Raw genomic sequence first — 24,985 nt, forward strand, 5'->3', positions numbered from 1 at the left:
GGTTGGGTGAGGGGCTGTTCCGGGCACTGCACTGCTTGGCTGCCCCTCACCCCGACCCTCTCCCCGAAGGGGAGAGGGAGGTACTTACTTCACGACCGTGACGTAATTAATGTCGCGCATCGCCTGCATCATCAGCCCGTCCCACTCGGGCGGACACACGATCGAGCCGATCGCCCAGCCCATGATATCGACGTCCTGTTCCTCCAGCAGCGCCTCGAACCAGTCGAGCTGTTCCGGCGTCCACGTCCGACCATAGGTCGCGAAGAAGCCGCCGATCATCATGTCGGCTTCGCGCGTGCCGCGGTGCGAGCTGCGGAAGCCGAGGCGCTTCAGGCGGGTTTCGTGGTCCATTTCGAACTCCAAACACGAACAGCCGGCGACCGCTGGTGGGAACCCGGCGAAACACTTGCAGGGACCCGTAGCAGCGGACGTCGGCTAGGCTATAGAGGCCAGATAGTCATGCGACCCGAAATCCTCAATCCGCTGTTCGCCGAAACTCTCGTCCTGAAAGGGGTGGGGCCCGCGCTCGCCAAGCCGCTCGACCGGCTCGGGCTCGCGCGCGTCGTCGACGTCGCCTTCCATCTGCCGAGCGGCTACGTTGATCGCTTGCCACGCACAGAGCTCATGTCGAGCGATGCTGGGCGGATCATAACGATTACGCTGACGCCGCGCGACTACAGGATCAGTGCGGGGCGGGGGCCTACGCGGGTGCAGGCGACCGACGAGCTTGGCAATTACGTCAGCCTTGTCTTCTTCGGCGGGAGCTCCGGTTGGGCGAAGAAGCTGCTGCCGATCGGCGAGGCCAAGCGGATTTCAGGCCGGCTCGACGAATACGGCCAGGAATTGCAGATCGTCCATCCCGACATCGTCGAACCCGACGAGGAGTTGCGCGAGCGCGAGCCGATCTATCCGTTGTCGGAAGGCCTCACGTCGCGGCGGCTGGCGGCACTGACCACGCAGGCGGTCGCGCGCGCGCCGGACCTGCCCGAGTGGATCGAACCTGGGCTGAAGGCAAAACGCGAATGGCCCGGCTGGTACGAGTCGCTGGCGCGCATCCACGCCGACCCCTCGGATGCCAAGGCGCGCGAGCGACTGGCGTATGACGAGGTGTTCGCAAACCAGTTGGCGATGACGATCGTCCGCGCGGATACCCGCAAGCGGCGGGGGCGGGCGCTGCGGGGCGACGGGCGGCTGCGCGACCTGCTGAAGCTCCCCTACACGCTGACGGGTGCGCAATCGCGGACGGTCGGCGAGATCGAGGGCGATCTCGCGCAGACCGCGCCGATGCTGCGGCTGCTGCAGGGCGATGTCGGTTCGGGCAAGACGCTGGTCGCGGCGATGGCGATGCTGATCGCGGTCGAGGCCGGCGCACAGGCCGCGATGCTCGCGCCGACCGAAATCCTCGCGCGCCAGCATTACGAGACGCTTCGGAAATCGCTCGCCGGCTTGCCGATCGAGATCGGTGTGCTCACCGGTCGCGACAAGGGGCGCGTGCGCGAGGCGACGCTGATGGCGCTGGCGAGCGGCGAGATCGACATCCTTGTCGGCACGCACGCGATCTTCCAGGATGCGGTCGGCTACAAGGACCTGGGTCTGGTGGTGGTGGACGAGCAGCACCGCTTCGGCGTCGCGCAGCGCATGACGTTGCAGGCCAAGGGTGTCGCGCCGCCACACCTGCTCGCGATGACCGCGACGCCGATCCCGCGGACGCTGACACTCGCGCAGTACGGGGAGATGGATGTGAGCCGCCTCGACGAGATGCCGCCGGGGCGCCAGCCGATCGAGACGCGCGTGATCTCCGAAGACCGGCTAGACGACGTGGTCAACGCGCTCGGGCGGCATCTGGCGGATGGCGGGCAGGCATACTGGGTGTGCCCGCTGGTGGAGGAAAGCGAAAAGAGCGACCTTGCCGCAGCCGAGATGCGCGCCGAGACGCTGCGCGCCCGCTTCGGCGACAAGGTTGCGCTCGTCCACGGCCGGATGAAACCCGTGGAGAAGGACGCGGTGATGGCCGAGTTCTCCGCCGCCCGCACGTCGGTCCTCGTCGCGACGACGGTGATCGAGGTCGGCGTCGATGTCCCCAACGCGACGCTGATCGTGATCGAGCACGCCGACCGCTTCGGCCTTGCCCAGCTCCATCAGCTCCGCGGGCGGGTAGGCCGCGGCACCGGGCGGTCGATCTGCCTGCTGATGCGCGGGTCGTCGCTCAGCGAGACGTCCCGCGCGCGTCTCGCCCTGATGCGCGAGACCAACGACGGCTTCCGCATCGCCGAGGAGGACCTGCGGCTCCGCGGCGCAGGCGAGTTGCTCGGCACGAAACAGTCGGGTGAGATGGCGTTCCGGCTCGCGACGCCGGACATGATGGCCGACCTGCTGCAATGCGCGCACGACGACGCGCGCCTGCTGATCGATCGTGATGGCGGACTGGAGGGACCGCGAGGGCAGGCGGCAAGGACGGCGCTCTATCTGTTCGACCGCGACGCCGGCGTGGCGTTGCTCCGCTCCGGCTGAGGCGTCAGCTGTTGCGGATCATCACCGTCAACATCGTGTAATATTCGGCGAGCGGGATCGTCCGTTCGAGCTCGCAGCCGATCCGACCGCCGAGCGACCAGCGCACGACCGCGTCGACATAGCCGAAGATCGGCAGGCGTATCCGCAGTCGATCACCCGCGGCGGGATCGCCGTCGCACCGTGCCATCAGGCCATTGGCGGACATGTTGACCAGCACCAGCTTGACCATGCGGTCGTCGCCGTCGAGCGCATGCGTGCGGTGCATCACTTCGTCGCGGGGCTCGCCGCGCGCATCGCGAACGGCCATTGCGTAGCGTGGCATCGATCGCTCCCCTGGAATAACCATCCCGCCCGTGTACGGCGTGCGGCGTGAACCCGATACGAACGGTGATGCTTAACGCGACGTTCTTCGAAACGAGAATGCGTCTATTACGAGGGGGTTAGCATCCCATGTCGTTTCTTGCCGAGGCTGAGCCGCACGGGCGATGCGACGTCGATGGTAGCGGTCGGCTCGCGGACGGCCTTGCCATCCACGCGCACCGCGCCCTCGGCGATCTTCCGGCGGGCTTCGCCGTTGGAGGCGACGAAGCCCAGTCCGACGAGCGCTTCGACGACACCGATCGAGCCACCGGAAACGGCGTAGCTCGGTAGCGAGTCGCCCGACGCGCCTTCTTCGAACGTCTTCCGCGCAGTCTCGGCGGCCTGTTCGGCTGCTGCACGTCCGCGACACATCGCGGTCGCTTCGTTGGCGAGGACGATCTTGGCGGCGTTGATCTCCGCGCCTTCGAGCGCCTCGAGACGCGCGATCTCGTCGAGCGGGAGGTCGGTGAACAGCTTCAGGAAGCGGCCGACGTCGCGATCGTCGGTGTTGCGCCAGAACTGCCAGTAATCGAAGTGCGGCAACTGGTCCTCGTGCAGCCAGACCGCACCCGACATCGTCTTGCCCATCTTGCCGCCATCCGCCGTGGTGATCAGCGGAGTGGTGACGCCGTAGACCTCGGTCGAGTCCATGCGACGCGCGAGTTCGATGCCGTTGACGATGTTGCCCCACTGATCCGAGCCGCCCATCTGAAGGCGGCACTCGGCGCGGCGCGACAGTTCGAGGAAGTCGTAGGCCTGGAGAATCATGTAGTTGAATTCGAGGAAGCTCAGCGACTGTTCGCGGTCGAGCCGGAGCTTCACCGAGTCGAACGCGAGCATCCGGTTGACCGAGAAATGCTGGCCGACATCGCGCAGAAACGGGATGTATTCGAGCGCGTCGAGCCATTTCGCGTTATCGAGCATTACGGCATCGGTCGGCCCGTCACCGAACGTCAGGAAGCGTTCGAAGATGCGACGGATCGAGACGACGTTGGCCTTGATCCCGTCCTCGCCGAGCAGCTTGCGCGCTTCGTCCTTGAAGCTCGGGTCGCCGATCTTGCCGGTGCCGCCGCCCATCAGGACGATCGGCTTGTGACCGGTCTGCTGGAGCCGACGGAGCAACATGATCTGGACGAGACTGCCAACGTGCAGCGACGGCGCGGTCGGGTCGAAGCCGATATAGCCGGGCACCACCTGCTTACCGGCGAGCGCATCGAGCGCGGCCGCATCGGTCATCTGGTGGACATAGCCGCGCGAGGTCAGCGTGGTGAGCAGGTCGGACTGGTAGGTCATGGTGCGTCTCGTTCCCCTTCCGCTTGCGGGAGGGGTTAGGGGAGGGGCTTCCTCGCCCCCATGCCCTCCCCCGACCCCTCCCGCAAGCGGGAGGGGAGAATCACGTTCGTGGCAGTTGCGAAGTCGGATCCACCGGAGTCCGCCCCTTGCGCAGTTCGAAGTGCAGTTCGGGGCGATCCGCAAACCCCGTATCGCCCGACAGCGCGATCGTCTGGCCCCGCTTGACGCTCTGGCCGCGTTGCACGAGCAGCTTCGACGCGTGGCCATAGACGCTCGTCCAGCCGCCGCCGTGCTTGATTATGACAAGTCCGCCCAGCGCGGCGATGCCGTCGCCGACATAGGCGACGACGCCGTCCGCGGCCGCGTGGATCGGGGTCGAGACCGGTACGGCGATCTTGATGCCGTCGTTACGTTCGCCGCTGGCGCCGTGGCCGAAGCGTTTCACGACCTTGCCATCGACCGGCCAGAGGAACCCGCCGCTTGCGAGACGCGCCGGCGCGGTGACGACGGCGTTCGACGGCAGCACGCGGCGCGGTGTCGCGATCGGTCTTGCCGGCGCCTGGTTGCTGGCGAGCGCGGGTTCGCCTCCGGTCAGGATGTCGTCGATATCGAGCGTGAACGCCTGCGCTCGTTCGGAGGCGCTCGCGGTGCCGCCGCTTGGCTCGCCGGGAATCTGGATGCGCTGGTCGGCACGCAGCACGTAGGGTTCGACGAGCGCGTTGGCGGCGACGATCCGCGACCATTCGACCCCATATGCGCGAGCGATCGCGATCCCGGTCTCGCCGCGGCGGACCTGGTGATAGCGGCCGCCGGGGATCTGCAATCGTTGGCCGGCTTGGATCGAATAGGGCGATTCGAGGTCGTTCGCGCGCGCGATCGCTTCGAGGCTCGCACCGCTGCGATCGACCACGCGGCTCAGCGTATCGCCGGGCCGGACGACATAGGTCGTGCCGGGGATCGTCTTCGCATCGGCGCTGACGGGGCGTGCCTCCCAGGCGGGGCGCGGAGCGGGCAGGGTGGTGACCTCGCCGGTCTCGCGGCCGGGAATGTCCTGCGGTGGCCGGTCGTCGCGCGGCATATCCTCACGGGGCGAATCGTCACGCGGGCGGGGCGGATCGTCACGGCGGGGCGGGGAACGGTACGGACGCCGTGGCGGATTACCGTAGCCGGCGGGGTGATCGACGTGCGGAATGCACGCGGTCAGCGCGAGCGTCGCCAGCGTAACCAGGACGCCCGCACGCCGCATCAACGATAGGCCTGCGTCAGCATGTCCATCGACTCGAAATGGGTCAGGTCGAGATGCAGCGGCGTGACCGAGACGTACCCCGCCGCGGTCGCTTCAAGGTCGGTCGAGGGCGCCGGCGTCTCGACGGTTCGGCCAAGCGCGAACCAGTGATATTCGTAGCCGCGCGGATCGGTGTTGCTGACGATCTGTAATCGGCCATAGTCGCGGAAACCCTGGCCAACGACGCGCACGCCCTTCACCGCATCGGCGGGGACAGCGGGAAAGTTGACGTTGACCAGCGTGCGCGGGGCCAAAGGTGCGTCGACCAGCGGCCGCAGGACGCGCTCGCCCCACGCCGCGGCGGCCTCGAACGGCACGCTGTCGCCCATGCCTTCGCGGCTGTAGATCTGGCTCAGCGCAATCGACCGGATGCCGCCCAGCGCGCCCTCCATCGCTGCCGAGACGGTCCCCGAATAGGTCACGTCCTCGGCAAGGTTGGCGCCGCGGTTGACGCCCGACAGGATCAGGTCGGGCGGGCAATCCTTCATGATCTTCGCCAGCGCCATCATCACCGCATCGGTCGGCGTACCGGCGACCGCGTAACGCTTCTCGCCATGCTTCCGCACCCGGATCGGCCGCGACAGCGTGAGCGAATGCCCGGCGCCCGATTGTTCCTCGGCGGGTGCGACGATCCAGACGTCGTCGGACAAGGTCCGGGCGATCGCCTCCAGCACCTTGAGACCGGGCGCGTGATAGCCATCGTCATTGGTGAGCAGGATCCGCATCAGCGCTTCGGCTCCAGGACGGTGAGCCCGCCCAGATACGGCTGGAGCACCGCCGGCACCGCGACCGAGCCGTCTTCCTGCTGGTAGTTTTCCAGCACCGCAACGAGCGTCCGGCCGACCGCGAGCGCTGAGCCGTTGAGCGTGTGGACGAACCGCGTGCCCTTCTCGCCCTCGGGCCGATAGCGCGCGTTCATGCGGCGCGCCTGGAAATCGGTGCAGGTCGAGACGCTGCTGATCTCCCGATAGCGCGCCTGGCCCGGTAGCCAGACTTCGAGATCGTAGGTGCGTGCCGCGGTGAAACCCATATCGCCGGTGCATAGGAGCATCCGCCTGAACGGTAGCTGCAACGCATCGAGCACGCCCTCCGCGCACGCCGTCATGCGCTCATGCTCGGCCTCGGACATGTCGGGCGTGACGATCGAGACCATCTCGACCTTGTCGAACTGATGCTGGCGGATGTAGCCGCGCGTATCGCGACCCGCGGCGCCCGCCTCGGAGCGGAAGCACGGCGTCAGCGCGGTGAAGCGCAGCGGCAGTTCGGCTTCGCTGAGGATCTGTTCGCGGACGATGTTGGTCAGGCTCACTTCCGCGGTCGGGATCAGCCAGCGGCCGTCGGTGGTGCGGAACAAGTCCTCGGAGAACTTGGGCAGCTGGCCGGTGCCGAACACGGCCTCGTCGCGGACCAGCAACGGCGGCGAGACCTGTTCGCAGCCGGCGTCGGCGACATGATCGAGCATGAACTGGCCAAGCGCGCGTTGCAGCTTGGCGGCAGGCCCGCGGACCAACGTGAAGCGCGCGCCCGACATCGCCGCGCCGGTCTCGAAATCGAGGCCGATCGCAGGACCGATCGCGTCATGCTCGCGCGCCGTGAACGCGAACATCGTTGGCGTGCCCCTCGTGTGGACCAGCGCGTTGTCGTCCTCGCCGCCGCCCTCGGGCACGTCGGTCGCGGGAAGGTTCGGGATCGCGGCAAGCATGGCCTGGAGTTCGTTGCCAAGCCGCGCTTCGTCGGCCTCCAGTGCCGGCAACGCCTCCTTCAGGCTCGCGACTTCGGCCATCAGCGCCTGCGCCTTGGCCTCGTCCTTCTGTGCCTTGGCCTGGCCGATCGCCTTCGACAGTTCGTTGCGGCGGGTCTGCGCGGTCTGCGAGTCCGCGATCGTGGCGCGGCGCTGTTCGTCGAGCGTCACCAGCGAGGCGGACTGCGGTGCGACACCCCGCTTGGCGAGGGCGGCGTCGAAGGCGGCGGGATCGTCGCGGATCAGGCGTATGTCGTGCATGACTGGGCTATGCCGAGCGCGAGGGGCGTACGCAAGGCGGCGCAACCTCCCCGGCACGCGGCGCGTTCACCCCGCATACGCATAGCGAAAAGGAGAGACACGCATGCATCTTCCCCACAACTCCGTCGTGCTCGTCGCGGACGGCCGGAAAATGCTGTTCCTGCGCAACGAGGGCGACGCCGAGTTCCCCAATCTCGTCGTCGAGAAGGCTCAGGAGCAGGACAATCCGGCGACGCGCGACCAGGCGACAGATTCCGCCGGCCGTGCCTCATCGCCACAGGGCGGTGTGCAGAGTTCGGTCGAGCCGACCGACTTCCACCAGATCGAGGAAGATCGCTTCGCCGCCGACGCTGCGGACTTTCTGAAGACTGGTGCGCTGAAGAACAGGTATGACTCGCTGATCGTGGTCGCACCGCCGAAGACGCTCGGCGAACTGCGCAAGCATTACCACAAGGAAGTCACCAGCCGCCTCAAGGGCGAACTCGACAAGGACCTGACCGGTCATCCGATCAAGGACATCGAGAAGGCCCTGATGAACGCCTGATCGCAGATCAAGAAAAAAAGGCCCCGTCGGAGGATCTCCGGCGGGGCCTTTTCTATGCGAAGGTCCAGCGCTTAAGCTGCAACCGCTTTCGTTTTGGCGAAACGCTTGCGCGCGACGAGCGCTGCTGCTGCCGCACCGAACAGCAACACCATCGGCGGAGCGGGAACGGGTGCCGGCGGACCGCCGCTCGATCCCGTGCTGCCACTCGAACTCGCGCTGCTCGCGCTCGACGCGCTGCTGGCACTGCTTGCGCTCGAACCACTCGATCCGCTCGCGGACGAGCCACTGCTTCCCGACGATCCGGAACTGCCGGACGATCCGTTCGAGCTCCAGCCACCGGTCGAGTTCCAGCCGCCGCTTGATCCCCAACCCTTGCTGCTCGATCCATATCCCGACGAACTACCGCTGCTGGCCGACGACGCGGAGGAGGCGGACGACGCAGACGATGCGCTGCTGGTCGAGGACGACACGTCGCCACTCGATCCGCCCGAGGCCGACGATATGTTGCCGCTTGAGCCACCCGATGCGGACGAGACATTGCCGCTCGACCCACCGGTCGACGAGGTACTAGAAATGGTCGCGCCGCCGGTACTGGTCGACGACCCGCCGCTCGATGTCGAAGACGCGCCGCTGCTGGTCGACGATCCACCGGTCGAAGTCGATCCGCCGCTCGACGTCGAGGAGATGACGATGCTCCCGCTCGATCCGCCGCTGCCACCGAAGCCGCCGCCAAAGCCACCACCGAACCCGCCGCCGAATCCGCCGGGCGTACCGAAGAACCCGCCGCTGCCGCCGACCGCGATCGGGTCCGGACCCGCGCCGCCGCCGCCAATGTAACCGGTGCCGACCGGAACCGGGACGGGCGCTGCGCTTGCGACCGTTACAACGGTCGGGGCGCACGTCTGGCGAGTCGTGGTGACCACGCGGCGGACGCGCGGCCGAGTCACGGCGGCGATCTGTGGCCGCGCGACTCGCTTGACCAGGACTCGCTTGGTATTGGCGGTTCGCTGCGGGCGCTCGGCGATATGCACCGCACCGCCGCCGATCAAAGCGCCACCGCACGCGCACGCGCACAATTTCGCCAGGGCCATCCTCACCGACATATCGTCACTCTTTCGTTGCCGGCACCCTCGTGTTGCCGGATCCCCGTACGCAGTATTCGGAACTGCTATCCGACTAACTGCAAAACAAAGCGTTAAGCGCAAGTAGCTTAACCACATCCGAGATGGTTAAACGAGGATTTACTTATCACGAGGAAGGCATGCCATCGTTAACGTGCCGTGGTGGGACAGAGTCCGCACCGCGTGCCTTGCATCAAGATACGTAGGGTCGAACTGCGGTCGTGAAATTGATGCCGCCGTGGCCGCAATAAAATGTCGGCGAGCAGGTGGAATGCGCAAGTCCTGTCGCTTGTGGTCCCCCGCCCGTGAGACTATAGGCGCTTTCACCATTTGGGGGCGGTTCCTGGAAATCAGCGAGGCTGATGCGACGGGGCCAGAGGGAGAGTGGTATGGCGACCGTAATGAATCGTGTGGACGATACCGGGAATTCCAGTCGAAAGGCCGCCAACGACAGCGGCGAGGATGGGTATCGTCCAGACGCGGACGAGCCCTTCATGAGCTTGAAGCAGCAGGCGTATTTCCGCCGCAAGCTTCAGGAGTGGAAGGAGTCGATCCTGCGGGAGTCGCAGGAAACGCTTTCGCAGTTGCAGGTCGATTCGCTGCGTGAGGCGGATCTCACCGATCGTGCGTCGAGCGAGACCGACTGGTCGATTGAATTGCGCACGCGCGACCGTCAACGCAAACTCGTCTCCAAGATCGAAGCCGCGATTCGGCGGATCGACGAAGGCGAATATGGCTATTGCGAAGTCACCGGCGAGCCTATCAGCCTAGCGCGGCTTGAGGCGCGACCGATCGCGACGATGACGGTCGAGGCGCAGGAACGGCACGAGCGTAACGAGAAGGTGTCGCGCGAGGATTGATCGCGCCCACCGACGGGGAAGAGAAAGCTGTGTTCGATCATGGTAAAATCGGTCGCGGCATGAGCATCGACACCGGGGCGCTCGGCGGCAACGAGAACCGGCGACAGCGTGAGCGGGACAGCTTGCTGCTGGTCGCGCAGGTGCGGATCGGCGACGAGACGACTGCCCGCGAGGCTAGGGTTCGTAACCTGTCCGAGACGGGTTTGATGGCCGAGCTTGCCAAGGTCGTCGATGTCGGGACGCCGGTCACGGTGACGTTGCGCGGGATCGGCGAAGTTGCCGGCACGGTCGCGTGGTGCACCGAGGGGCGGATGGGCATATCGCTCGACTCGCCGATCGACCCGCGGCATGTGCGCAAGCCATCGGGTGCGGCCAAACCCGTGTCGTCATCCTATACGGTCAAGGCGTCGGACAGCGCGTACGCCTTGCGCAATCCGAAGCCACTGTAGCTCCGCCAAGTAGCTCCCCGGATCTAGCCGGGGAGCGGTATCGACGACCGTTATACGCTGACGATCTCTTCCTTCAGTCGCAGCTTCTGCTTCTTCAGGCTCGCCAAAAGGTTCGCGTCGGGTAGCGGACGGTGGGTTTCGTCGGCGATCCGCTGCTCCAGCACGGCATGCTTGGTTTCCAGGGCTGTCTGATGAGTCGTCTGCACGGTGGGTTGCCTCCTGCATTCGGGTTGGGGAACGGAGTAAACCACTCCGTCATCGAAATGTCTTCATCGGAAACGGACCAAATCGATTGGTCGAACGATTTGGCGCGACGGACCGATCGTGCGCGGTGGAGGCGCGCCTCGTCATGAAGTACGTTTTCGACCCCGGTCCGCTCTGCAGGGACGGTTTCACACTCGCGCACTGCGCTGCGTTTGCTAAGGGCAGCGCACACGACGGCAGCCATCGGGGGGCGAGTGGACGACGCGCAGACCAGAGTTCGACTTGATTCATTGCGGATCGAGCATCGCGATCTCGACGACGCGATCGCGGCCCTCGCGCTGGCGTCGACACCCGATCAGTTGCAAATGGCGCGGCTCAAGAAGCGCAAATTGCGGCTTCGGGACGAAATCGCCTCGCTGGAAGACTTGCTGATTCCGGATATTATCGCGTGATTGCAACGTCCTAAACTGGAACGCGCACGTACTGGCGCATTTTGGGACAGGTGATGGTTAGCGGATCGTTAACCTCTCTGGATGACGTCCGGCCGGTGTGCCATTTGTCCAATCGATGACCCACGCCGGCTATGAATCGCGGATGCAGCGCCGCCTGATCGACGCTCTGTATAGCGAAGCGATGCTGCTGGCCGACGAGGCGCGGACCTATTTCGACGAAGCCGGCCGGGTCGAACGCGAGGCGCTCGATCCGCTGATCCGGGTCAGCTTCAGTTGCGAATCGCTCAAGGTGACGACGCGGTTGATGCATGTCATCGCGTGGCTGCTGACGCAACGCGCGGTCCAGGCGGGGGAGCTACGGCCCCGCGACGCGCTCGATCCCTCGCGGCGGCTGGGTGATGCGCCGATTACCGACGCTGCTTTACTTGCAATGCTGCCGACGCGCGCGCGTGAGATGATCGGGGCGAGCACCGATCTGCATCGGCGCGTGGCCCTGATGGATGAGGCGCAGGATATGCCGGAAGTGATCGTGAGTCCGGTTCGGTCGATGCAGAAGCGGATCGCCAACGCGTTCTAGAGCGCTGAGTTTGACTCGGCAGCAGGGCGGCCCGCTGGGCGGTGAGCGCTTACATCATCACGGAGAGTTTGGGTTCGGGGAGGGGGCAAACTCACCCCAATAAAATCGGCAATGGTCGGGGCGATAGGATTCGAACCTACGACCCCTGGACCCCGAGACCAGTGCGCTACCAGACTGCGCCACGCCCCGACAACATTGCCGGTGAGCGCCCTAGCCGCGACATCCCGAACGTTCAAGACAAATATGGAGTGTGTCGGCGATCTATCGCGCACGCGGCGTCGCTGCTAGGAGCGCGCCATGACTCCGCTCGACCGCATCCGCAATTTTTCCATCATCGCCCATATCGACCATGGCAAGTCGACGCTCGCCGACCGGCTGATCCAGGAAACTGGTGGCCTGACCGCGCGCGAAATGTCCGAGCAGGTGCTCGACAACATGGACATCGAGAAGGAGCGCGGGATCACGATCAAGGCGCAGACCGTGCGCCTTGCCTATCACGCGAAGGACGGTCTCGATTACGTCCTCAACCTGATGGACACGCCGGGGCATGTCGATTTCGCCTATGAAGTCAGCCGCAGTCTTGCCGCGTGCGAGGGCGCGTTGCTGGTGGTCGATGCCGCGCAGGGCGTCGAGGCGCAGACGCTCGCCAACGTCTACCAGTCGATCGAGCACGACCACGAGGTCGTGCCGGTGATCAACAAGATCGATCTCCCCGCCGCCGAGCCCGAAAAGGTGCGCAAGGAAATCGAGGACGTGATCGGCATCGATGCGTCCGAGGCGGTGCTCGCGTCGGCGAAGTCCGGGATCGGCATCGTCGAGATCCTCGAGGCGATCGTCACCAAGATCCCGCCACCCAGCGGCGACCCGGAGGCGCCGCTGAAGGCGATGCTGGTCGACAGCTGGTACGATCCGTATCTCGGCGTCGTCATCTTGGTGCGCGTGATCGACGGCGTCCTGAAAAAGGGCCAGCAGATCAAGTTCATGCAGACGGGGACGATGCATCTGGTCGACCGGGTCGGCTGTTTCCGTCCGAAGATCGAGCAGCTGACCGAGCTCGGCACCGGCGAGATGGGCTTCATCACCGCGCAGATCAAAGAGGTCGCGCAGACGCGCGTCGGCGACACGATCACCGATGCCAAGCGGCCTGCGCTCGAAGCGCTCGCGGGCTTCAAGGAAGTCCAGCCGGTCGTCTTCTGCGGCATGTTCCCGGTCGATGCCGCCGAGTTCGAGAAGCTGCGCGAGAGCATCTCGAAGCTGCGGCTGAACGATGCGAGCTTCTCGTTCGAGATGGAGACATCGGCCGCACTGGGCTTTGGCTTCCGCTGCGGGTTCCTCGGGCTGCTGCACCTGGAGATCATCCAGGAGCGGCTGACGCGCGAATATGATCTGGACCTGATCACCACCGCGCCGTCCGTCGTCTATGAGATCGAGCTGACCCACCCCGATCCGTCCGGCACGACGCATATCGAGCTGCACAACCCCGCCGACATGCCCGAGCCGAACAAGATCGCGACGATCAGCGAGCCGTGGATCGAGGCGACGATCTACGTCCCCGACGAGTATCTCGGAAGCGTCCTGAAGCTCTGCCAGGACCGCCGCGGGATCCAGAAGAACCTCACCTATGTCGGCGGTCGTGCGCAGGCGACCTACGAACTGCCGCTGAACGAAGTCGTGTTCGATTTCTACGACCGCCTGAAATCGATGTCGAAGGGCTATGCCAGCTTCGATTATCACCAGATCGGCTACCGCGAGGGCGACCTCGTCAAGATGGGCATCCTCGTCAACGAGGAGCCGGTCGACGCGCTGAGCATGATCGTCCACCGCGGCACCGCCGAAGTGCGCGGCCGCGGGATGGTCGAGCGCTTGAAGGAACTGATCCCGCGCCACTTGTTCAAGATCCCGATCCAGGCGGCGATCGGCGGCAAGGTGATCGCGCGCGAGACGATCAGCGCGATGCGCAAGGACGTGACCGCGAAGTGTTACGGTGGCGACGCGAGCCGCAAGAAGAAGCTTCTGGAAAAGCAGAAGAAGGGCAAGCTGAAGATGCGCGAATACGGTTCGGTCAGCATCCCGCAGGAGGCGTTCATTGCCGCGCTGAGGATGGGCGACGACGCGTAGGCGCCGGAGGTTAAGCGGCGCAGCGCTTAGCTGATGAGGCTAGCGCCAAGCCGGACGGCGACCGACCGAGCTCGTCCTCGGTCGTGTCGTCCGACGACGCGGCTTTGCCGCGGCGCGACCACGTTGCAATCCGTCGTGGCAGGCCTAAGCTCGCTAAATGACGCGAGTCTCATCCAAACCCCTGGAATCGGAATCGCCGATCTCCGCGGAAGCCTATGATCGCTGGCTGCGCGAAAAGGTCGCGCGATCTTTGGCGGACCCTCGTCCATCTATCGCCCACGAAGATGCCATTGCTGCCATGAGATTGGTTGTGTCGTCCATCGATCGGTCAGGCGGAGATCGCTGAAGCTGATCTGGCGCCCCGAGGCGGTTGAGGATGCCACCACTATTCTAGAGTATATCGCCGATTGGAATCCGAGCGCTGCGTCACGCCTGTCGACATTGATCGAGGCATGCGCCGATCGTCTTGTCGATCATCCGTTCGTGTATCGGCCGGGCAGGGCTGACGGTACGCGCGAAGCTGTCGTGCATCCCAATTATCTTTTGATCTATCGTATTGTCTTGGACACGATCGAGGTGATCAACGTCGTACATGCGCGTCGAGATTACCCGTAATCTCGGTAACCAACTGTCATCATACCAACACATTCCCGGCCTAACCGCCCAACCGGGGAGTGAGCGTCGCGAGGCGTCGTCGGGCCGTCCGGGGAGGGCGGTCGATGGCGCGTAGAGACGTTGCGTATTGGGATGTGCGGCCGGTCGTCAGGGACGCCGCTGCACTATTGGGGAATATCATCTTGAAGATTTCGGTCGTTAAGTCGGCGTTGATGCTCGGCGTCGCGTTTGGTTCGGTTGTGGGTGGCTCGGCTGCGTTCGCACAGGCCGCGCCGGTCCAGGATCAGGCCCAGACTCAGGCTGGGCAGTCTGCTTCCGAGGAAGGCTTGGACGACATCGTCGTCACCGCCGAGCGCCGCTCGGAAAACCTCCAGAAGGTCCCGCTCTCGGTCGGCGTCGCGTCGGGCGATGCACTGCGCGCCTATACCGCAGGCGGCGACGACACGCTGCTCGCGCTGTCGGGCCGCGTCCCCGGCCTGTACGTCGAATCGACCACCGGCCGCATCTTCCCGCGTTTCTACATCCGCGGCCTCGGCAATATCGATTTCTACCTCGGTGCATCGCAGCCGGTCACGATCATCCAGGACGACGTGATCCTCGAGCATGTCGTGCTGAAGTCGAACCCGGTGTTCGACGTCCGTCAGGTCGAAGTCCTGCGTGGTCCGCAGGGCTCGCTGTTCGGGCGCAACACCACCGCCGGCATCATCAAGTTCGACACGAACAAGCCGACCAACGACTTCGAGAGCCGCGCATCGGCCTCGGTCGGCAGCTATGGCAGCGTCAGCCTCGATGCGGGCGTCGGTGGTCCGCTGATCAAGGACCTCCTCTCGATCCGCCTGTCGACGCTGCTCCAGCACCGCTCGGATTACATCGACAACGCCTATGCCGGTGTAAGCCAGGACAGCACCGCGACGCCGCGCAAGGACGCGATGGGCGGCTTCGACGATCGCAACGTCCGCGTGCAGCTTGCGCTGACACCGGGCGAACGCTTCACGCTCGACCTGTCGGGCCACGCGCGCTGGTATGACGGCACCTCGACGTTGTTCCACCGCGGCGCGCTCAAGAAGGGTTCGAACGACGTCTCCGCCGAGCCGCGCAACACCGTGTCGCTCGACGAGGGGAACGACAACCCGCAGAGCTACAACACCTATGGCGGCTCGGCGCGTGCGTCCTACGACTTCGGTCCAGCCACGCTGACCTCGATCACCGCATACGAGACCACGTCGGGGTTCAGCCGCGGCGATACCGATGGTGGTGCGGGCGCGAACTTCCCGGTCCGCGGCGTCGCGAACGGCTTCGGCCAGTCGCAGGGCCAGATCCGCGATCTGGATCAATGGTCGCAGGAATTGCGCGTTGCCGGCACCCCCGGTGGCCGCTTCAACTGGCAGCTCGGTGGCTTGTACTTCGACAACCGCGACATCACCGATTTCTACCAGCGGACGTTCTTCCTGACGACGGCGGCGCGCAATCCCAACAACTGGGTGCGGTTGCATGACGTCAATACCTCGTGGGCGGGCTTCGGCCAGGTCAGCTATGAGTTGATGGACAAGCTGACGGTCACACTCGGCGGGCGCATCACCGAGGACAAGAAGCGTACGCAGCTGCTGAAGACCGTTCAGAATGCGGCTGGCGTCAATCAGTATCCGACCAACTTCCGCCGCGACGTCACGCTGAAGTCGACCAAGCCGAGCTGGGATGCGAGCATCCTGTACCAGGCGAGCCCCGACATCAGCCTGTATTCGCGCGTCGCCCAAGGCTTCCGCGGACCGACGATCCAGGGTCGTTCGGCGGTGTTCAACTCCGACTTCTCGACCGCGAATTCCGAGACGATCCTGTCGTGGGAGACGGGGATCAAGACGCGTCTGCTCGACAATACGCTGACGCTCAACGCCACGGTGTTCGGCTACCGCGTCAACGATATCCAGCTGAACGGCAACGACGTCAACGGCAACGGCATCCTGTTCAACGGCAACAAGGCCGAGGCGTACGGCATGGAAGCCGAGGCCAATTGGAAGCCGGTACCGAACCTCACGCTAGGCGCCGGCCTCAGCCTGTTGCACAGCGCGATCCGGGACAAGACGACTGAGGTGCAGATCTGCGCGCTCAATAATATCGTGGTCTGCACGCCCTCGGCGCCGGTCCGCGCGGTTCCCGGCGCTTTCGGTACGACGTACCTGGTCAAGATCGACGGCGAGCCGCTGCCGAATGCGCCGGAATACAATGTCGACCTTACCGCGCGCTATGACCAGCCGCTCGGCAATGGCGGTCGCGCGTTCATCGCAGGCGACTTCAACATCCAGGGCTACACGCAGTTCGTGCTGTACAAGACCAAGGAGTTCACCGCGAACGGCAACTTCGAGGGCGGGCTGAAGATCGGTTACGCGGCGCCGGACGATGCGTACGAACTGGCTGTGTTCGCCCGCAACATCACTGGCGAGAAGAACCTAAAGGGCGTGATCGAGAACTACATGGCGGCGGTATTCAACGAACCGCGGATCATCGGCGTTTCGCTCAGCGGCAAGTTCCGCTGATCTGACCTCCCGCTTGCGGGGGGCTTCTCTTCCCCCCTCCCGTAAGCGGGAGGGGCTGGGGGTGGGCTCGCGCTATCGTCAAGGGCAGCATGTGTTGGGGCCGGGCGCTCACCCCTCGGTCCCCTCCCGCTCGCGGGAGGGGATGCATAAGAGCTATCGGCCCGTCCCTAAACTACGCGTGACGCATTTTTCAGCAGCGCGGGCGCAAACGGCATTGTAGCGCAACGTTGCGGCGAGTTGCCGTTTTCCTTCGGCCGGTTGATACTCGCTCCATGTCGCTCAATCCCGTATTCTATGATGCAAGCGGCCGTCGTCGTCGGCGGTTCACCTTTGGCGTCGCGGCGTTCATCGCCCTGCTGCTGCTGTCGATCGCGATGTTCGCCGTCTCGATCGGTGCGGTGCCGACTGCGCCGCTGCTGCCGATCGAGCCCGAGCACCCTGCGCTCCACAAGCTGCCCGCACCGCGCGGCGGTATCCTCCGCGAGACCCGGCGCGACCTCAATTACTACGCCAAGCAGCTGTTCGGGACGAGTGCGGCCAAGCCCGGTGTCGGCAACGGCGCCAACCCGCCGCTCGCGATCGCCTTCCACGCGCCGTGGGACGAAGCCAGCACGGCGAGCCTCGCGCGGCACGTCGAGCAGCTCGACTGGCTGATCCCCGGCTGGGTATCGATCACCGGCAAGGATCACCACATCACCGTGTTCCGCGACCAGGCCGGGCGCGATATCCTGAACAAGGCGGTGCACCGCCCGATGATCCTGCCGATGGTGCAGAACGCCGTCGACGGCAATTGGGACGGCGCCGGTAGTGCCGCGCTGTTCGCCGATCCGAAGGCGCGCGCCGCCTTCCTCGACAAGCTGGTGCCGTTCCTCAGCGCGAACCATGCCGGCGGCGTATTCTACGATTTCGAGGACCTGCCCGCATCGGCGCAACCCAACTACCGCGCGTTCCTAGCCGAGACACGTGCGCGGTTCGCCCCGCGCGGTTGGGTCGTCGCGATCGCGGCGCCGGTCGCCAACCCCGACTGGAACCTGCCCGCCTACGCCAAGGTGACCGACAAGGTCTTCCTGATGGCCTATGACGAGCACGAGACGAGCGGCGCGCCTGGGCCGATCGCGTCGCAACGCTGGTTCGCGCGCATGGTCGCCGACGCCGCGCGCGGGATCCCCCCCGCCAAGCTGGTCGTCGCGATCGGCTCCTATGCCTATGACTGGCACGCCGGCGCGGACAGCGGCAACGGCGATGCGCTCGACGTCGAGGAGGCGTGGCAGGCCGCAGCGGACTCGGGCACCGTCCCGACCTTCGACAAGACCAGCGGCAACAGCAGCTTCGCCTATTCGGAGGGCGGGGTGCAGCATCAGGTTTGGCTGCTCGACGCGGCGTCGGCGTACAACCAGATCGCGTTCCTGCAAAAGGCGGGCCTCGGCAGCGTCGCGCTGTGGCGTCTCGGCTCCGAGGATCCTGGCCTCTGGTCGATCTGGGGTCGCGACCACCGGAAACTGCCGATCCCCGATTCGATCGATAACATGCCGGCCGGCACCAATGTCGATATCGAAGGCAGCGGCGAAATCCTCAAGATCGCCGCCGAGCCCGTCACCGGCATTCGCGACGCGGTGCCGGCGAAGGACGGCACGATCGCCGACGTCAACTTCACGCGGATGCCATCGCCCTATGTCGTGGTGCGGACCGGCTATCGTCCGAAGCAACTGGCGCTGACGTTCGACGACGGGCCCGATCCCGAATGGACGCCGCAGATCCTCGACATCCTCAAGCGCGAGCATGCGCCCGCGACGTTCTTCGTCATCGGCGAGAACGCGCTCACCGAACGGCCTTTGCTCCAGCGGATGGTCGACGAAGGCCATGAGATCGGCAGCCATACCTATACGCATCCCAACCTCGCGAACGTCTCGCAGCGGCAGGTGAAGTACGAGCTGAACACCACGCAGCGGCTGTTCCAGGCGTTCACCGGGCGCTCGCTCCGGCTGTTCCGCGCACCCTATTTCGGCGATGCCGAGCCGAGCACCGCGGACGAGATCCTGCCCGCGCTCGAGGCGCAGCAGCGCGGCTATATCTCGGTCGGTCTTCACGTCGATCCCGACGACTGGAAGCGGCCCGGCGTACAGGCGATCATTGACCGGACCATTGCGGGCGTCGAGGCGGGCAACCCGGAGCGCAGCGGTAACGTCATCCTGCTCCACGACGCCGGCGGCAACCGCGCCCAAACCGTCGCTGCACTCCCAATCATCATCGAGCGATTGCGCGCGATGGGCTACAGCTTCGTCCCCGTCTCGACGCTCGCGGGGCTCTCGCGCAATCAATCGATGCCGGTGATCTCGTCGAGCGACCGTGTCGCCGCGGTTGCCGATCTCGCGCTGTTCAGCACGCTCGGCGGCATCGTCGTCGCGCTCCGCTGGATCTTCGGGATCGCGATCACGATTGGCATCATTCGCGCGCTGGCCCTGTCCGCACTCGCGTTGATTCAGGCCCGTCGCGAATTGAAGACCGTGTTTCCGGCGATCGATCCGTCGCGGTTCGTCACGGTGATGATCCCCGCGTTCAACGAGGAGCGCGTGATCGTCCGCGCCGTGGAGGGCGTGCTGGCGTCGAACGACGTCGCGATCGAGGTTATCGTGATCGACGACGGATCGAGCGACGGCACCAGCCGCGTCGTCGCCGAGGCGTTCGCCGGCGACGACCGGGTCCGCCTGCTGACGTTGGAGAATGGCGGCAAGGCGCGCGCGCTCAACCGCGGGCTCGAACTGGCGCGCGGCGAGATCGTGATCGCACTCGACGCCGATACGCAGTTCGAGCCGATGACGATCGCTCGCCTCGCACGGTGGTTCGACGATCCGAAGCTCGGCGCGGTTGCGGGTAACGCGAAGGTCGGCAACCGCGTCAATCTGATCACCAAATGGCAGGCGCTCGAATACATCACCGCGCAGAATCTCGAACGGCGTGCGCTCGCGCGGCTGAACGCGATGACGGTCGTGCCGGGTGCGGTCGGCGCATGGCGGCTGGAGGCGATCCGCAGCGTCGGCGGTTATCCCGACGACACGCTTGCGGAGGATCAGGACCTCACGATCGCGATCCAGCGCCACGGCTGGAAGGTGCAGTACGATCAGTTCGCGATCGCCTGGACCGAGGCGCCCGAGACGATGCGTGCACTTGCCAAACAGCGGTTCCGCTGGGCGTTCGGGACGTTGCAGTGTCTCTACAAGCACCGGTCGGCGATCGGCAGTTCGCATCCGCGCGGTCTAGGTTGGGTAGGGTTGCCGCAGGCGATCGTGTTCCAGATCGTGCTCGCATCGATCTCGCCGATTATCGATCTCGCGCTGCTGGTCAGCTTCGCCTCGACCTATCTTGCGGTGCAGGCGCATGGCTGGGAACAGACGAGCCACGACGTCTATACGATGCTCGCCTATTGGCTGATCTTCACCGCGATCGATTTGCTCGCAGCGACGATCGCGTTCGCGCTGGAGCGCAAGGAACGCTGGCGGCTGCTCTGGCTGCTGATCCCGCAGCGGATCGGCTACCGTCAGGTGATGTACTACGTCGTGCTGAAGGCGATCGCCCAGGCGTTGCGTGGGCCGCTGGTCGGCTGGGGCAAGCTGGCGCGGACCGGACGGGTCACTGCGAACTAGGCGCGCAACGTATCGAACCGACTGGCGTTATGGCCCGGCGCTATATATCGGTACGCGCAGAGTTCGAGAGGTAGGTGGCATGCGGTATCTGACGACGGCGCTGGTGATGGCGGCAAGTCTTGGGGTGACGGGTGCGCAGGCACAACAGCGCCCTCCGTTGGTGCTCGCTGCCGCGTCGTTGCAGGAGTCGCTGACCGCGGCCGCCGACGCATGGGCGAAGAAGGGGCATGTAAAGCCGACGATCTCGTTCGCGGCATCGTCGGCGCTCGCGCGGCAGGTCGAGTCCGGTGCGCCGGCGGATTTGTTCGTGTCGGCGGACGAGGATTGGATGAATGAACTCGCCACTAAGAACCTGATCGTCGCCAGCACCCGCGTCACGTTCCTCGGCAACCGTCTCGTCGTCGCGGCGCCGGCGGGTAGCAAGGTAAGAATCCCGGTGCGCCCACCCGCTGCGCTTGTTCGCGTACTGACCGCCGGACCGTTGGCGATGGCGGATACCGCCGTGCCCGCCGGAAAGTATGGTCAGGCGTCGCTTGAGAAGCTCGGAGTCTGGGCGCAGGTGTCGCCAAAGGTGGTGCGCGCGGAAAATGTCCGCGCAACGCTGGCGCTGGTCGAGCGCGGCGCGGCGCCGCTCGCGATCGTTTACGCGACTGATGCCAAGGCGTCGGCCAAGGTTCGTATCGCTGGCGTCTTCCCGGAGGCAACGCACCCGGCGATCACTTATCCGATCGCGCGGCTGAAGACGTCGATGAACCCGGAGGCCGAGGGCTTCCGCCGCTTCCTCGTCTCGCGTGCGGGCAAGGCGATTTTCGTCCGCTACGGGTTCTCCGCGCGCTAGTGCTCGACGCGACCGAATGGGGGATCGTCGCGCTGTCGTTGAAGGTCGGCGGCGTCGCGATGGCGGCGACCTTGCCGATCGCGTTCGCGCTCGCGTGGCTGCTCGCGCGCGTCCGTTTTCCGGGCAAAGTCGTCGTAGACGCGGCGATCCATCTGCCGTTGGTCGTGCCGCCGGTCGTCACCGGTTGGCTGTTGCTGCTCGCGTTCGGTCCCAATGGCCCGATCGGCGCTTGGCTGCAGGAGTGGTTCGGCGTGACGGTCTTGTTCCGCTGGACCGGCGCGGCGATCGCGGCGGGCGTCATGGCGCTGCCATTGATGGTGCGTGCGATGCGGATCTCGATCGAGGCGGTCGATAGGCGGCTCGAGAATGCGGCGCGAACGCTGGGTGCGGGGCCGTGGCGCGTGTTCTGGACGCTGACGTTGCCGCTCAGTATCCCAGGCGTGCTGGCCGGCGCGGTACTCGGCTTTGCGCGATCGATCGGTGAGTTCGGCGCGACGATTACCTTCGTTTCCAACGTGCCCGGCGAGACGCAGACCTTGCCGCTGGCGATCTATTCGGCGCTCCAGCAACCCGGCGCCGATGCGCTTGTGTGGCGATTATCGTGCGTATCCGTGGGCTTGTCGTTGATCGCTCTGATTGCGTCGGAACTGTTGACGCGCCGGGCGGGGCGGGGTCTCCATGTCCTTTGAGATCGATATCGAGAAGCGGCTCGGCGATACGCAGGTGTCTTTGACGCTGGAGGCGGGCGAAGGGGCTACGGTGCTGTTCGGCCCGTCTGGCGTCGGCAAATCCAGCGTTCTCAACATGGTCGCCGGGCTACTCCGCCCCGACCGCGGCCGGATCGCGGTCGATGGCGAAACGCTGTTCGGCGACGGCTTGGACGTACCACCCGAGCGCAGGAGAGCGGGATATGTCTTTCAGGAAGCGCGATTATTCCCGCATAAGCGCGTGCGCGCGAACCTGCTGTACGGCGTTCGTGGCGAAGCGGAGCGGTTCGAGGACATCATCGGCTTTCTAGGCATCGGTCATCTGCTCGATCGCTGGCCGCGCACGCTCTCCGGCGGCGAAGCGCAGCGAGTGGCGATCGGCCGGGCGCTGCTCAGCCAACCGCGCTTCCTGTTGCTCGACGAGCCGCTGTCGTCGCTCGATCGTGCGCGCCGCGAAGAGATCATGCTGGCGATCGAGCATGTTCGCGACGTGCTCAAGCTTCCGATCCTGATGGTGACGCACGACCCTGAAGAGGCCGAGCGGATCGGAAACCGGGTCGTGCGGATGTAACTTCGCGGATGAGCAAGGTTATGCGAGTTCGAAGCTCTGTTTTTCGCCATTGACCGAACTCGTCGCCACCCAGAGGTCGAACAGGCCCGGTTCGATCACCCAATCGCCGTCACCCCAGAAGCGCAGGTCTTCGCGCTTCAAGGTAAGTGTCACGCGCTTCGATGCGCCGGGTGCCAGCGAGACGCGCGCGAACCCCTTGAGTTCGCGGACAGGCCGCGTGCGGCTGGCGACCCGGTCGTGGATGTAGAGCTGCACCACTTCGTCGCCGGCTCGGGCACCGGTGTTCGTAACGGTGGCGGTCACCGTGAGCGCACTGGTCATCCGCGCTGGCATGACGACGTTCGATACCGCGAAACTTGTGTAGCTCAGGCCGTGACCGAACGGATAAAGCGCTTCGTTCTTGGTTTCGCGATAGCGCGATTTATACTCTTGGCTACCCGTATCCGGCGCCGGGCGACCAGTGTTCTTGTGATTGTAGAAATACGGTTCCTGCCCGCTCTCGTTGGGGAAGCTGGTGGAAAGCTTGGCTGAAGGGTTGACGTCGCCCAACAGCACGTCGGCGATCGCGTTGCCGCTTTCGGACCCGAGAAACCACGTCGCGAGGATGGCTGGTGCGGCCTTCACTGCGCCGTGCAGGGCAAGAGCACGGCCGTGGCGGAGGAGGACAATCATTGGCTTGCCGGTCTTCGCGATGGCTTCGGCGAGCGCCATCTGCGGTGCGGGGATAGTAATTTCGGTGCGCGATTGCGCTTCACCCGACATAAGTTGCGATTCACCGACCGCGAGCAGGACGATGTCCGCGTTTTGCGCAGCGGCAACGGCTGCGGCAATTCCGCCGGGCAGGGGGGCTTCGATTTCCGACCCCGGCGCTGTCGTGACCGTCAGTCCGCGTGCGCGGAGCCCTTGGGCGATCGAGACGTTGAGCTTTTCGTCAGCCATGAACGCCCAGGTGCCGACGACGTTCTTGCGATCCTCCGCGAACGGGCCAATCACGGCGATTCGGCCCGGGTTCTTCTTCAAAGGCAGCAGGTTACCGTCGTTCTTTAGCAATACGATCGAACGTGCACCGGCCTCGCGGCTGAGCTTCAGCATGGCGGGCGTCGAGACGCTGGTGCGTTCCGCCTTCTGGCTGACCGAGCGATAGGCATTGTCGAACAGGCCGATCGCATCCTTCAGGTGCAACACGCGCCGAACGCCTTCGTCGAGCCGCGCGAGCGGGACCTCGCCCTTCTCGACGAGGTCGGGGAGCCACAGATTGAACAGGTTGGACTGCATGGCCATGTCCATACCCGCCATGAACGCCTTCTTCGCGGCGTCGCGGCCATCGGCGGCATAGCCGTGCGCGATCAGTTCCTCGTCCGCGGTATAGTCGCCGACGACCATCCCGCGGAACCGCCATTCGCCGCGCAACAGGTCGGTCATCAGCCAGTGATTGCCACTGGAAGGAACGCCGTCGATGTCGTTGAACGCACTCATCAAAGTCGCCACGCCAGCATCGACCGCCGCCTTGAACGGCGCCAGATGGACTTCGTGCAGCGTGGCGGGCGAAATTTCGGTGAAGTTGTAATCTTGGCCCCCGGAAACCGCTCCGTACGCGGCGAAATGCTTGGCACAGGCAGCGACGCGCGTAGGGTCGCGAAGATCGTTGCCCTGGAAGCCGCTGACGCGTGCTTTGGCCAGTTGCATGCCGAGATACGGATCCTCGCCAGAGCCTTCCGCGACACGACCCCAGCGTTGATCGCGCGCGACATCGACCATCGGCGCAAAGGTCCAGTGGATGCCGAGCGCCGTGGTCTCAAGCGCGGCCGCACGTGCGGTGCGCATCGCTAGGTCGGGGTCGAACGCGCAGGCTTCTGCGATCGGCAGCGGGTATGCAGTGCGCAGGCCGTGGATGACGTCGCCGGCGAAGATCAGGGGAATCTTCAAGCGGGTCGCGAGCGCGGCGTCCTGCGCCGCCTTGGCACCGGCATAGCCGACACCGTTGAAGAGCATGCCGATCTGCCCGGTCTTGATCCGAGCAAGCTGCTCCGCCGCGCCGCCGGTGGCGAGGCCCGGGTTGAAGGGGACGCCGATCGGGCGGATCTGATCCGAGAAGCAACTGAGCTGGCCCGCTTTTTCAGCGGGTGTCATCTTGGCGATCAGGCTCTCGATCCGGTCGCTTTGCGCAAACACGGCGGTAGAGCCGAGCGACAGGCCAGCGATGGCCGCGCCGCCGGTCAACATCTGGCGACGGTCTAGAATGGGCGACATATCCTGCTCCTCAGTCTTTGGAGCGGGGTAGTCGCTGGACCGCGGTTCCGCAAACT

23 protein-coding genes and 1 tRNA gene are annotated in these 24,985 nt (G+C 65.3%); 15 read left to right on the top strand and 9 right to left on the bottom strand.

The annotated features are described in order from the left end of the window. Positions 1 to 84: 84 nt before the first annotated feature. Entirely contained in the window at positions 85 to 351 is a 267-nt protein-coding gene (locus C8J42_RS08375) for a succinate dehydrogenase assembly factor 2 (RefSeq protein WP_133019626.1), read from the bottom strand. Between the two features lie 108 nt (positions 352 to 459). Here C8J42_RS08375 and recG point away from each other — a divergent pair, with 108 nt between their 5' ends. Beyond that, positions 460 to 2,511, top strand: a complete 2,052-nt coding sequence (gene recG / locus C8J42_RS08380; protein WP_133019627.1) for an ATP-dependent DNA helicase RecG — start codon at positions 460 to 462, stop codon at positions 2,509 to 2,511. Positions 2,512 to 2,515: 4 nt separating this feature from the next. Here the strand turns inward: recG and C8J42_RS08385 are convergent, their stop codons facing one another. From C8J42_RS08385 to serS, 5 genes are all read right to left on the bottom strand, one after another. Beyond that, positions 2,516 to 2,833 carry a PilZ domain-containing protein gene (locus C8J42_RS08385; protein WP_056058490.1) on the bottom strand — a complete coding sequence of 106 codons (318 nt, stop codon included), beginning with the start codon at positions 2,831 to 2,833 and terminating at the stop codon, positions 2,516 to 2,518. A 107-nt stretch (positions 2,834 to 2,940) separates the two neighbouring features. Next, entirely contained in the window at positions 2,941 to 4,164 is a 1,224-nt protein-coding gene (gene tyrS / locus C8J42_RS08390) for a tyrosine--tRNA ligase (protein ID WP_133019628.1), read from the bottom strand. Positions 4,165 to 4,264: 100 nt separating this feature from the next. After that, positions 4,265 to 5,410, bottom strand: coding sequence for a M23 family metallopeptidase (locus C8J42_RS08395; RefSeq protein WP_133019629.1), 1,146 nt, complete (start codon positions 5,408 to 5,410; stop codon positions 4,265 to 4,267). Then, the gene (gene surE / locus C8J42_RS08400) at positions 5,410 to 6,174 is read right to left on the bottom strand and encodes a 5'/3'-nucleotidase SurE (RefSeq protein WP_133019630.1); all 765 of its coding nucleotides are present in this window, start codon (positions 6,172 to 6,174) and stop codon (positions 5,410 to 5,412) included. Before surE ends, C8J42_RS08395 begins: the two co-directional genes overlap by 1 nt. Further along, complete coding sequence (gene serS / locus C8J42_RS08405; RefSeq protein ID WP_133019631.1) at positions 6,174 to 7,451, bottom strand: serine--tRNA ligase; 1,278 nt, start codon at positions 7,449 to 7,451, stop codon at positions 6,174 to 6,176. The genes surE and serS overlap by 1 nt, the downstream gene beginning before the upstream one ends. A 103-nt stretch (positions 7,452 to 7,554) precedes the next feature. Between serS and C8J42_RS08410 the strand changes: the two genes are divergently transcribed. The 4 genes from C8J42_RS08410 (at position 7,555) to C8J42_RS08425 (ending at position 10,425) form a co-directional block, all read left to right on the top strand. Next, positions 7,555 to 7,995 carry a host attachment family protein gene (locus C8J42_RS08410; protein ID WP_133019632.1) on the top strand — a complete coding sequence of 147 codons (441 nt, stop codon included), beginning with the start codon at positions 7,555 to 7,557 and terminating at the stop codon, positions 7,993 to 7,995. A 105-nt stretch (positions 7,996 to 8,100) separates the two neighbouring features. Continuing rightward, entirely contained in the window at positions 8,101 to 8,832 is a 732-nt protein-coding gene (locus C8J42_RS08415) for a hypothetical protein (RefSeq protein ID WP_243644196.1), read from the top strand. Between the two features lie 673 nt (positions 8,833 to 9,505). Continuing rightward, on the top strand, positions 9,506 to 9,976 hold the full coding sequence (dksA, locus tag C8J42_RS08420) for an RNA polymerase-binding protein DksA (protein WP_133019633.1): 471 nt from the start codon (positions 9,506 to 9,508) through the stop codon (positions 9,974 to 9,976). A gap of 59 nt (positions 9,977 to 10,035) precedes the next feature. Beyond that, positions 10,036 to 10,425, top strand: coding sequence for a PilZ domain-containing protein (locus tag C8J42_RS08425; protein ID WP_133019634.1), 390 nt, complete (start codon positions 10,036 to 10,038; stop codon positions 10,423 to 10,425). A 50-nt stretch (positions 10,426 to 10,475) separates the two neighbouring features. Here the strand turns inward: C8J42_RS08425 and C8J42_RS08430 are convergent, their stop codons facing one another. Next, positions 10,476 to 10,631 (bottom strand): YdcH family protein, encoded by a 156-nt coding sequence (locus C8J42_RS08430; RefSeq protein ID WP_082441033.1) that lies wholly within the window; start codon positions 10,629 to 10,631, stop codon positions 10,476 to 10,478. 252 nt (positions 10,632 to 10,883) lie between these two features. Here C8J42_RS08430 and C8J42_RS08435 point away from each other — a divergent pair, with 252 nt between their 5' ends. Together C8J42_RS08435 and C8J42_RS08440 are read left to right on the top strand one after the other, a co-directional pair. Next, entirely contained in the window at positions 10,884 to 11,081 is a 198-nt protein-coding gene (locus tag C8J42_RS08435; protein WP_056058507.1) for a DUF465 domain-containing protein, read from the top strand. 115 nt (positions 11,082 to 11,196) lie between these two features. Then, complete coding sequence (locus C8J42_RS08440) at positions 11,197 to 11,658, top strand: DUF1465 family protein (RefSeq protein ID WP_243644199.1); 462 nt, start codon at positions 11,197 to 11,199, stop codon at positions 11,656 to 11,658. Between the two features lie 112 nt (positions 11,659 to 11,770). Here the strand turns inward: C8J42_RS08440 and C8J42_RS08445 are convergent. Continuing rightward, positions 11,771 to 11,847: transfer RNA gene (locus C8J42_RS08445), tRNA-Pro, on the bottom strand. 108 nt (positions 11,848 to 11,955) lie between these two features. Here C8J42_RS08445 and lepA point away from each other — a divergent pair. The 8 genes from lepA to C8J42_RS08485 all read left to right on the top strand — a co-directional run bounded on the left by lepA (position 11,956) and on the right by C8J42_RS08485 (position 22,679). Further along, positions 11,956 to 13,776, top strand: coding sequence for a translation elongation factor 4 (gene lepA / locus C8J42_RS08450; protein ID WP_133019635.1), 1,821 nt, complete (start codon positions 11,956 to 11,958; stop codon positions 13,774 to 13,776). A 157-nt stretch (positions 13,777 to 13,933) separates the two neighbouring features. Further along, complete coding sequence (locus tag C8J42_RS20675) at positions 13,934 to 14,122, top strand: hypothetical protein (RefSeq protein WP_133019636.1); 189 nt, start codon at positions 13,934 to 13,936, stop codon at positions 14,120 to 14,122. 53 nt (positions 14,123 to 14,175) lie between these two features. Further along, the gene (locus tag C8J42_RS08460; protein ID WP_243644276.1) at positions 14,176 to 14,391 is read left to right on the top strand and encodes a type II toxin-antitoxin system RelE/ParE family toxin; all 216 of its coding nucleotides are present in this window, start codon (positions 14,176 to 14,178) and stop codon (positions 14,389 to 14,391) included. A 212-nt stretch (positions 14,392 to 14,603) separates the two neighbouring features. Continuing rightward, positions 14,604 to 16,922, top strand: a complete 2,319-nt coding sequence (locus tag C8J42_RS08465) for a TonB-dependent receptor (protein WP_133019965.1) — start codon at positions 14,604 to 14,606, stop codon at positions 16,920 to 16,922. A gap of 272 nt (positions 16,923 to 17,194) precedes the next feature. Continuing rightward, on the top strand, positions 17,195 to 20,563 hold the full coding sequence (locus tag C8J42_RS08470; protein ID WP_133019637.1) for a polysaccharide deacetylase family protein: 3,369 nt from the start codon (positions 17,195 to 17,197) through the stop codon (positions 20,561 to 20,563). Positions 20,564 to 20,642: 79 nt separating this feature from the next. Continuing rightward, complete coding sequence (gene modA / locus C8J42_RS08475; protein WP_133019638.1) at positions 20,643 to 21,401, top strand: molybdate ABC transporter substrate-binding protein; 759 nt, start codon at positions 20,643 to 20,645, stop codon at positions 21,399 to 21,401. Then, positions 21,401 to 22,090 (top strand): molybdate ABC transporter permease subunit, encoded by a 690-nt coding sequence (modB, locus tag C8J42_RS08480; RefSeq protein WP_133019639.1) that lies wholly within the window; start codon positions 21,401 to 21,403, stop codon positions 22,088 to 22,090. The genes modA and modB overlap by 1 nt, the downstream gene beginning before the upstream one ends. Next, on the top strand, positions 22,080 to 22,679 hold the full coding sequence (locus C8J42_RS08485) for an ATP-binding cassette domain-containing protein (protein ID WP_133019640.1): 600 nt from the start codon (positions 22,080 to 22,082) through the stop codon (positions 22,677 to 22,679). The genes modB and C8J42_RS08485 overlap by 11 nt, the downstream gene beginning before the upstream one ends. Before the next feature lie 18 nt (positions 22,680 to 22,697). On the opposite strand, the gene C8J42_RS08490 is transcribed toward C8J42_RS08485, so the two are convergent. After that, the gene (locus C8J42_RS08490) at positions 22,698 to 24,929 is read right to left on the bottom strand and encodes a glycoside hydrolase family 3 N-terminal domain-containing protein (protein ID WP_133019641.1); all 2,232 of its coding nucleotides are present in this window, start codon (positions 24,927 to 24,929) and stop codon (positions 22,698 to 22,700) included. Between the last annotated feature and the right edge of the window lie 56 nt (positions 24,930 to 24,985).

Origin of the sequence: Sphingomonas sp. PP-CE-1A-559, assembly GCF_004340965.1 — a bacterium.
Classification (GTDB): domain Bacteria; phylum Pseudomonadota; class Alphaproteobacteria; order Sphingomonadales; family Sphingomonadaceae; genus Sphingomonas.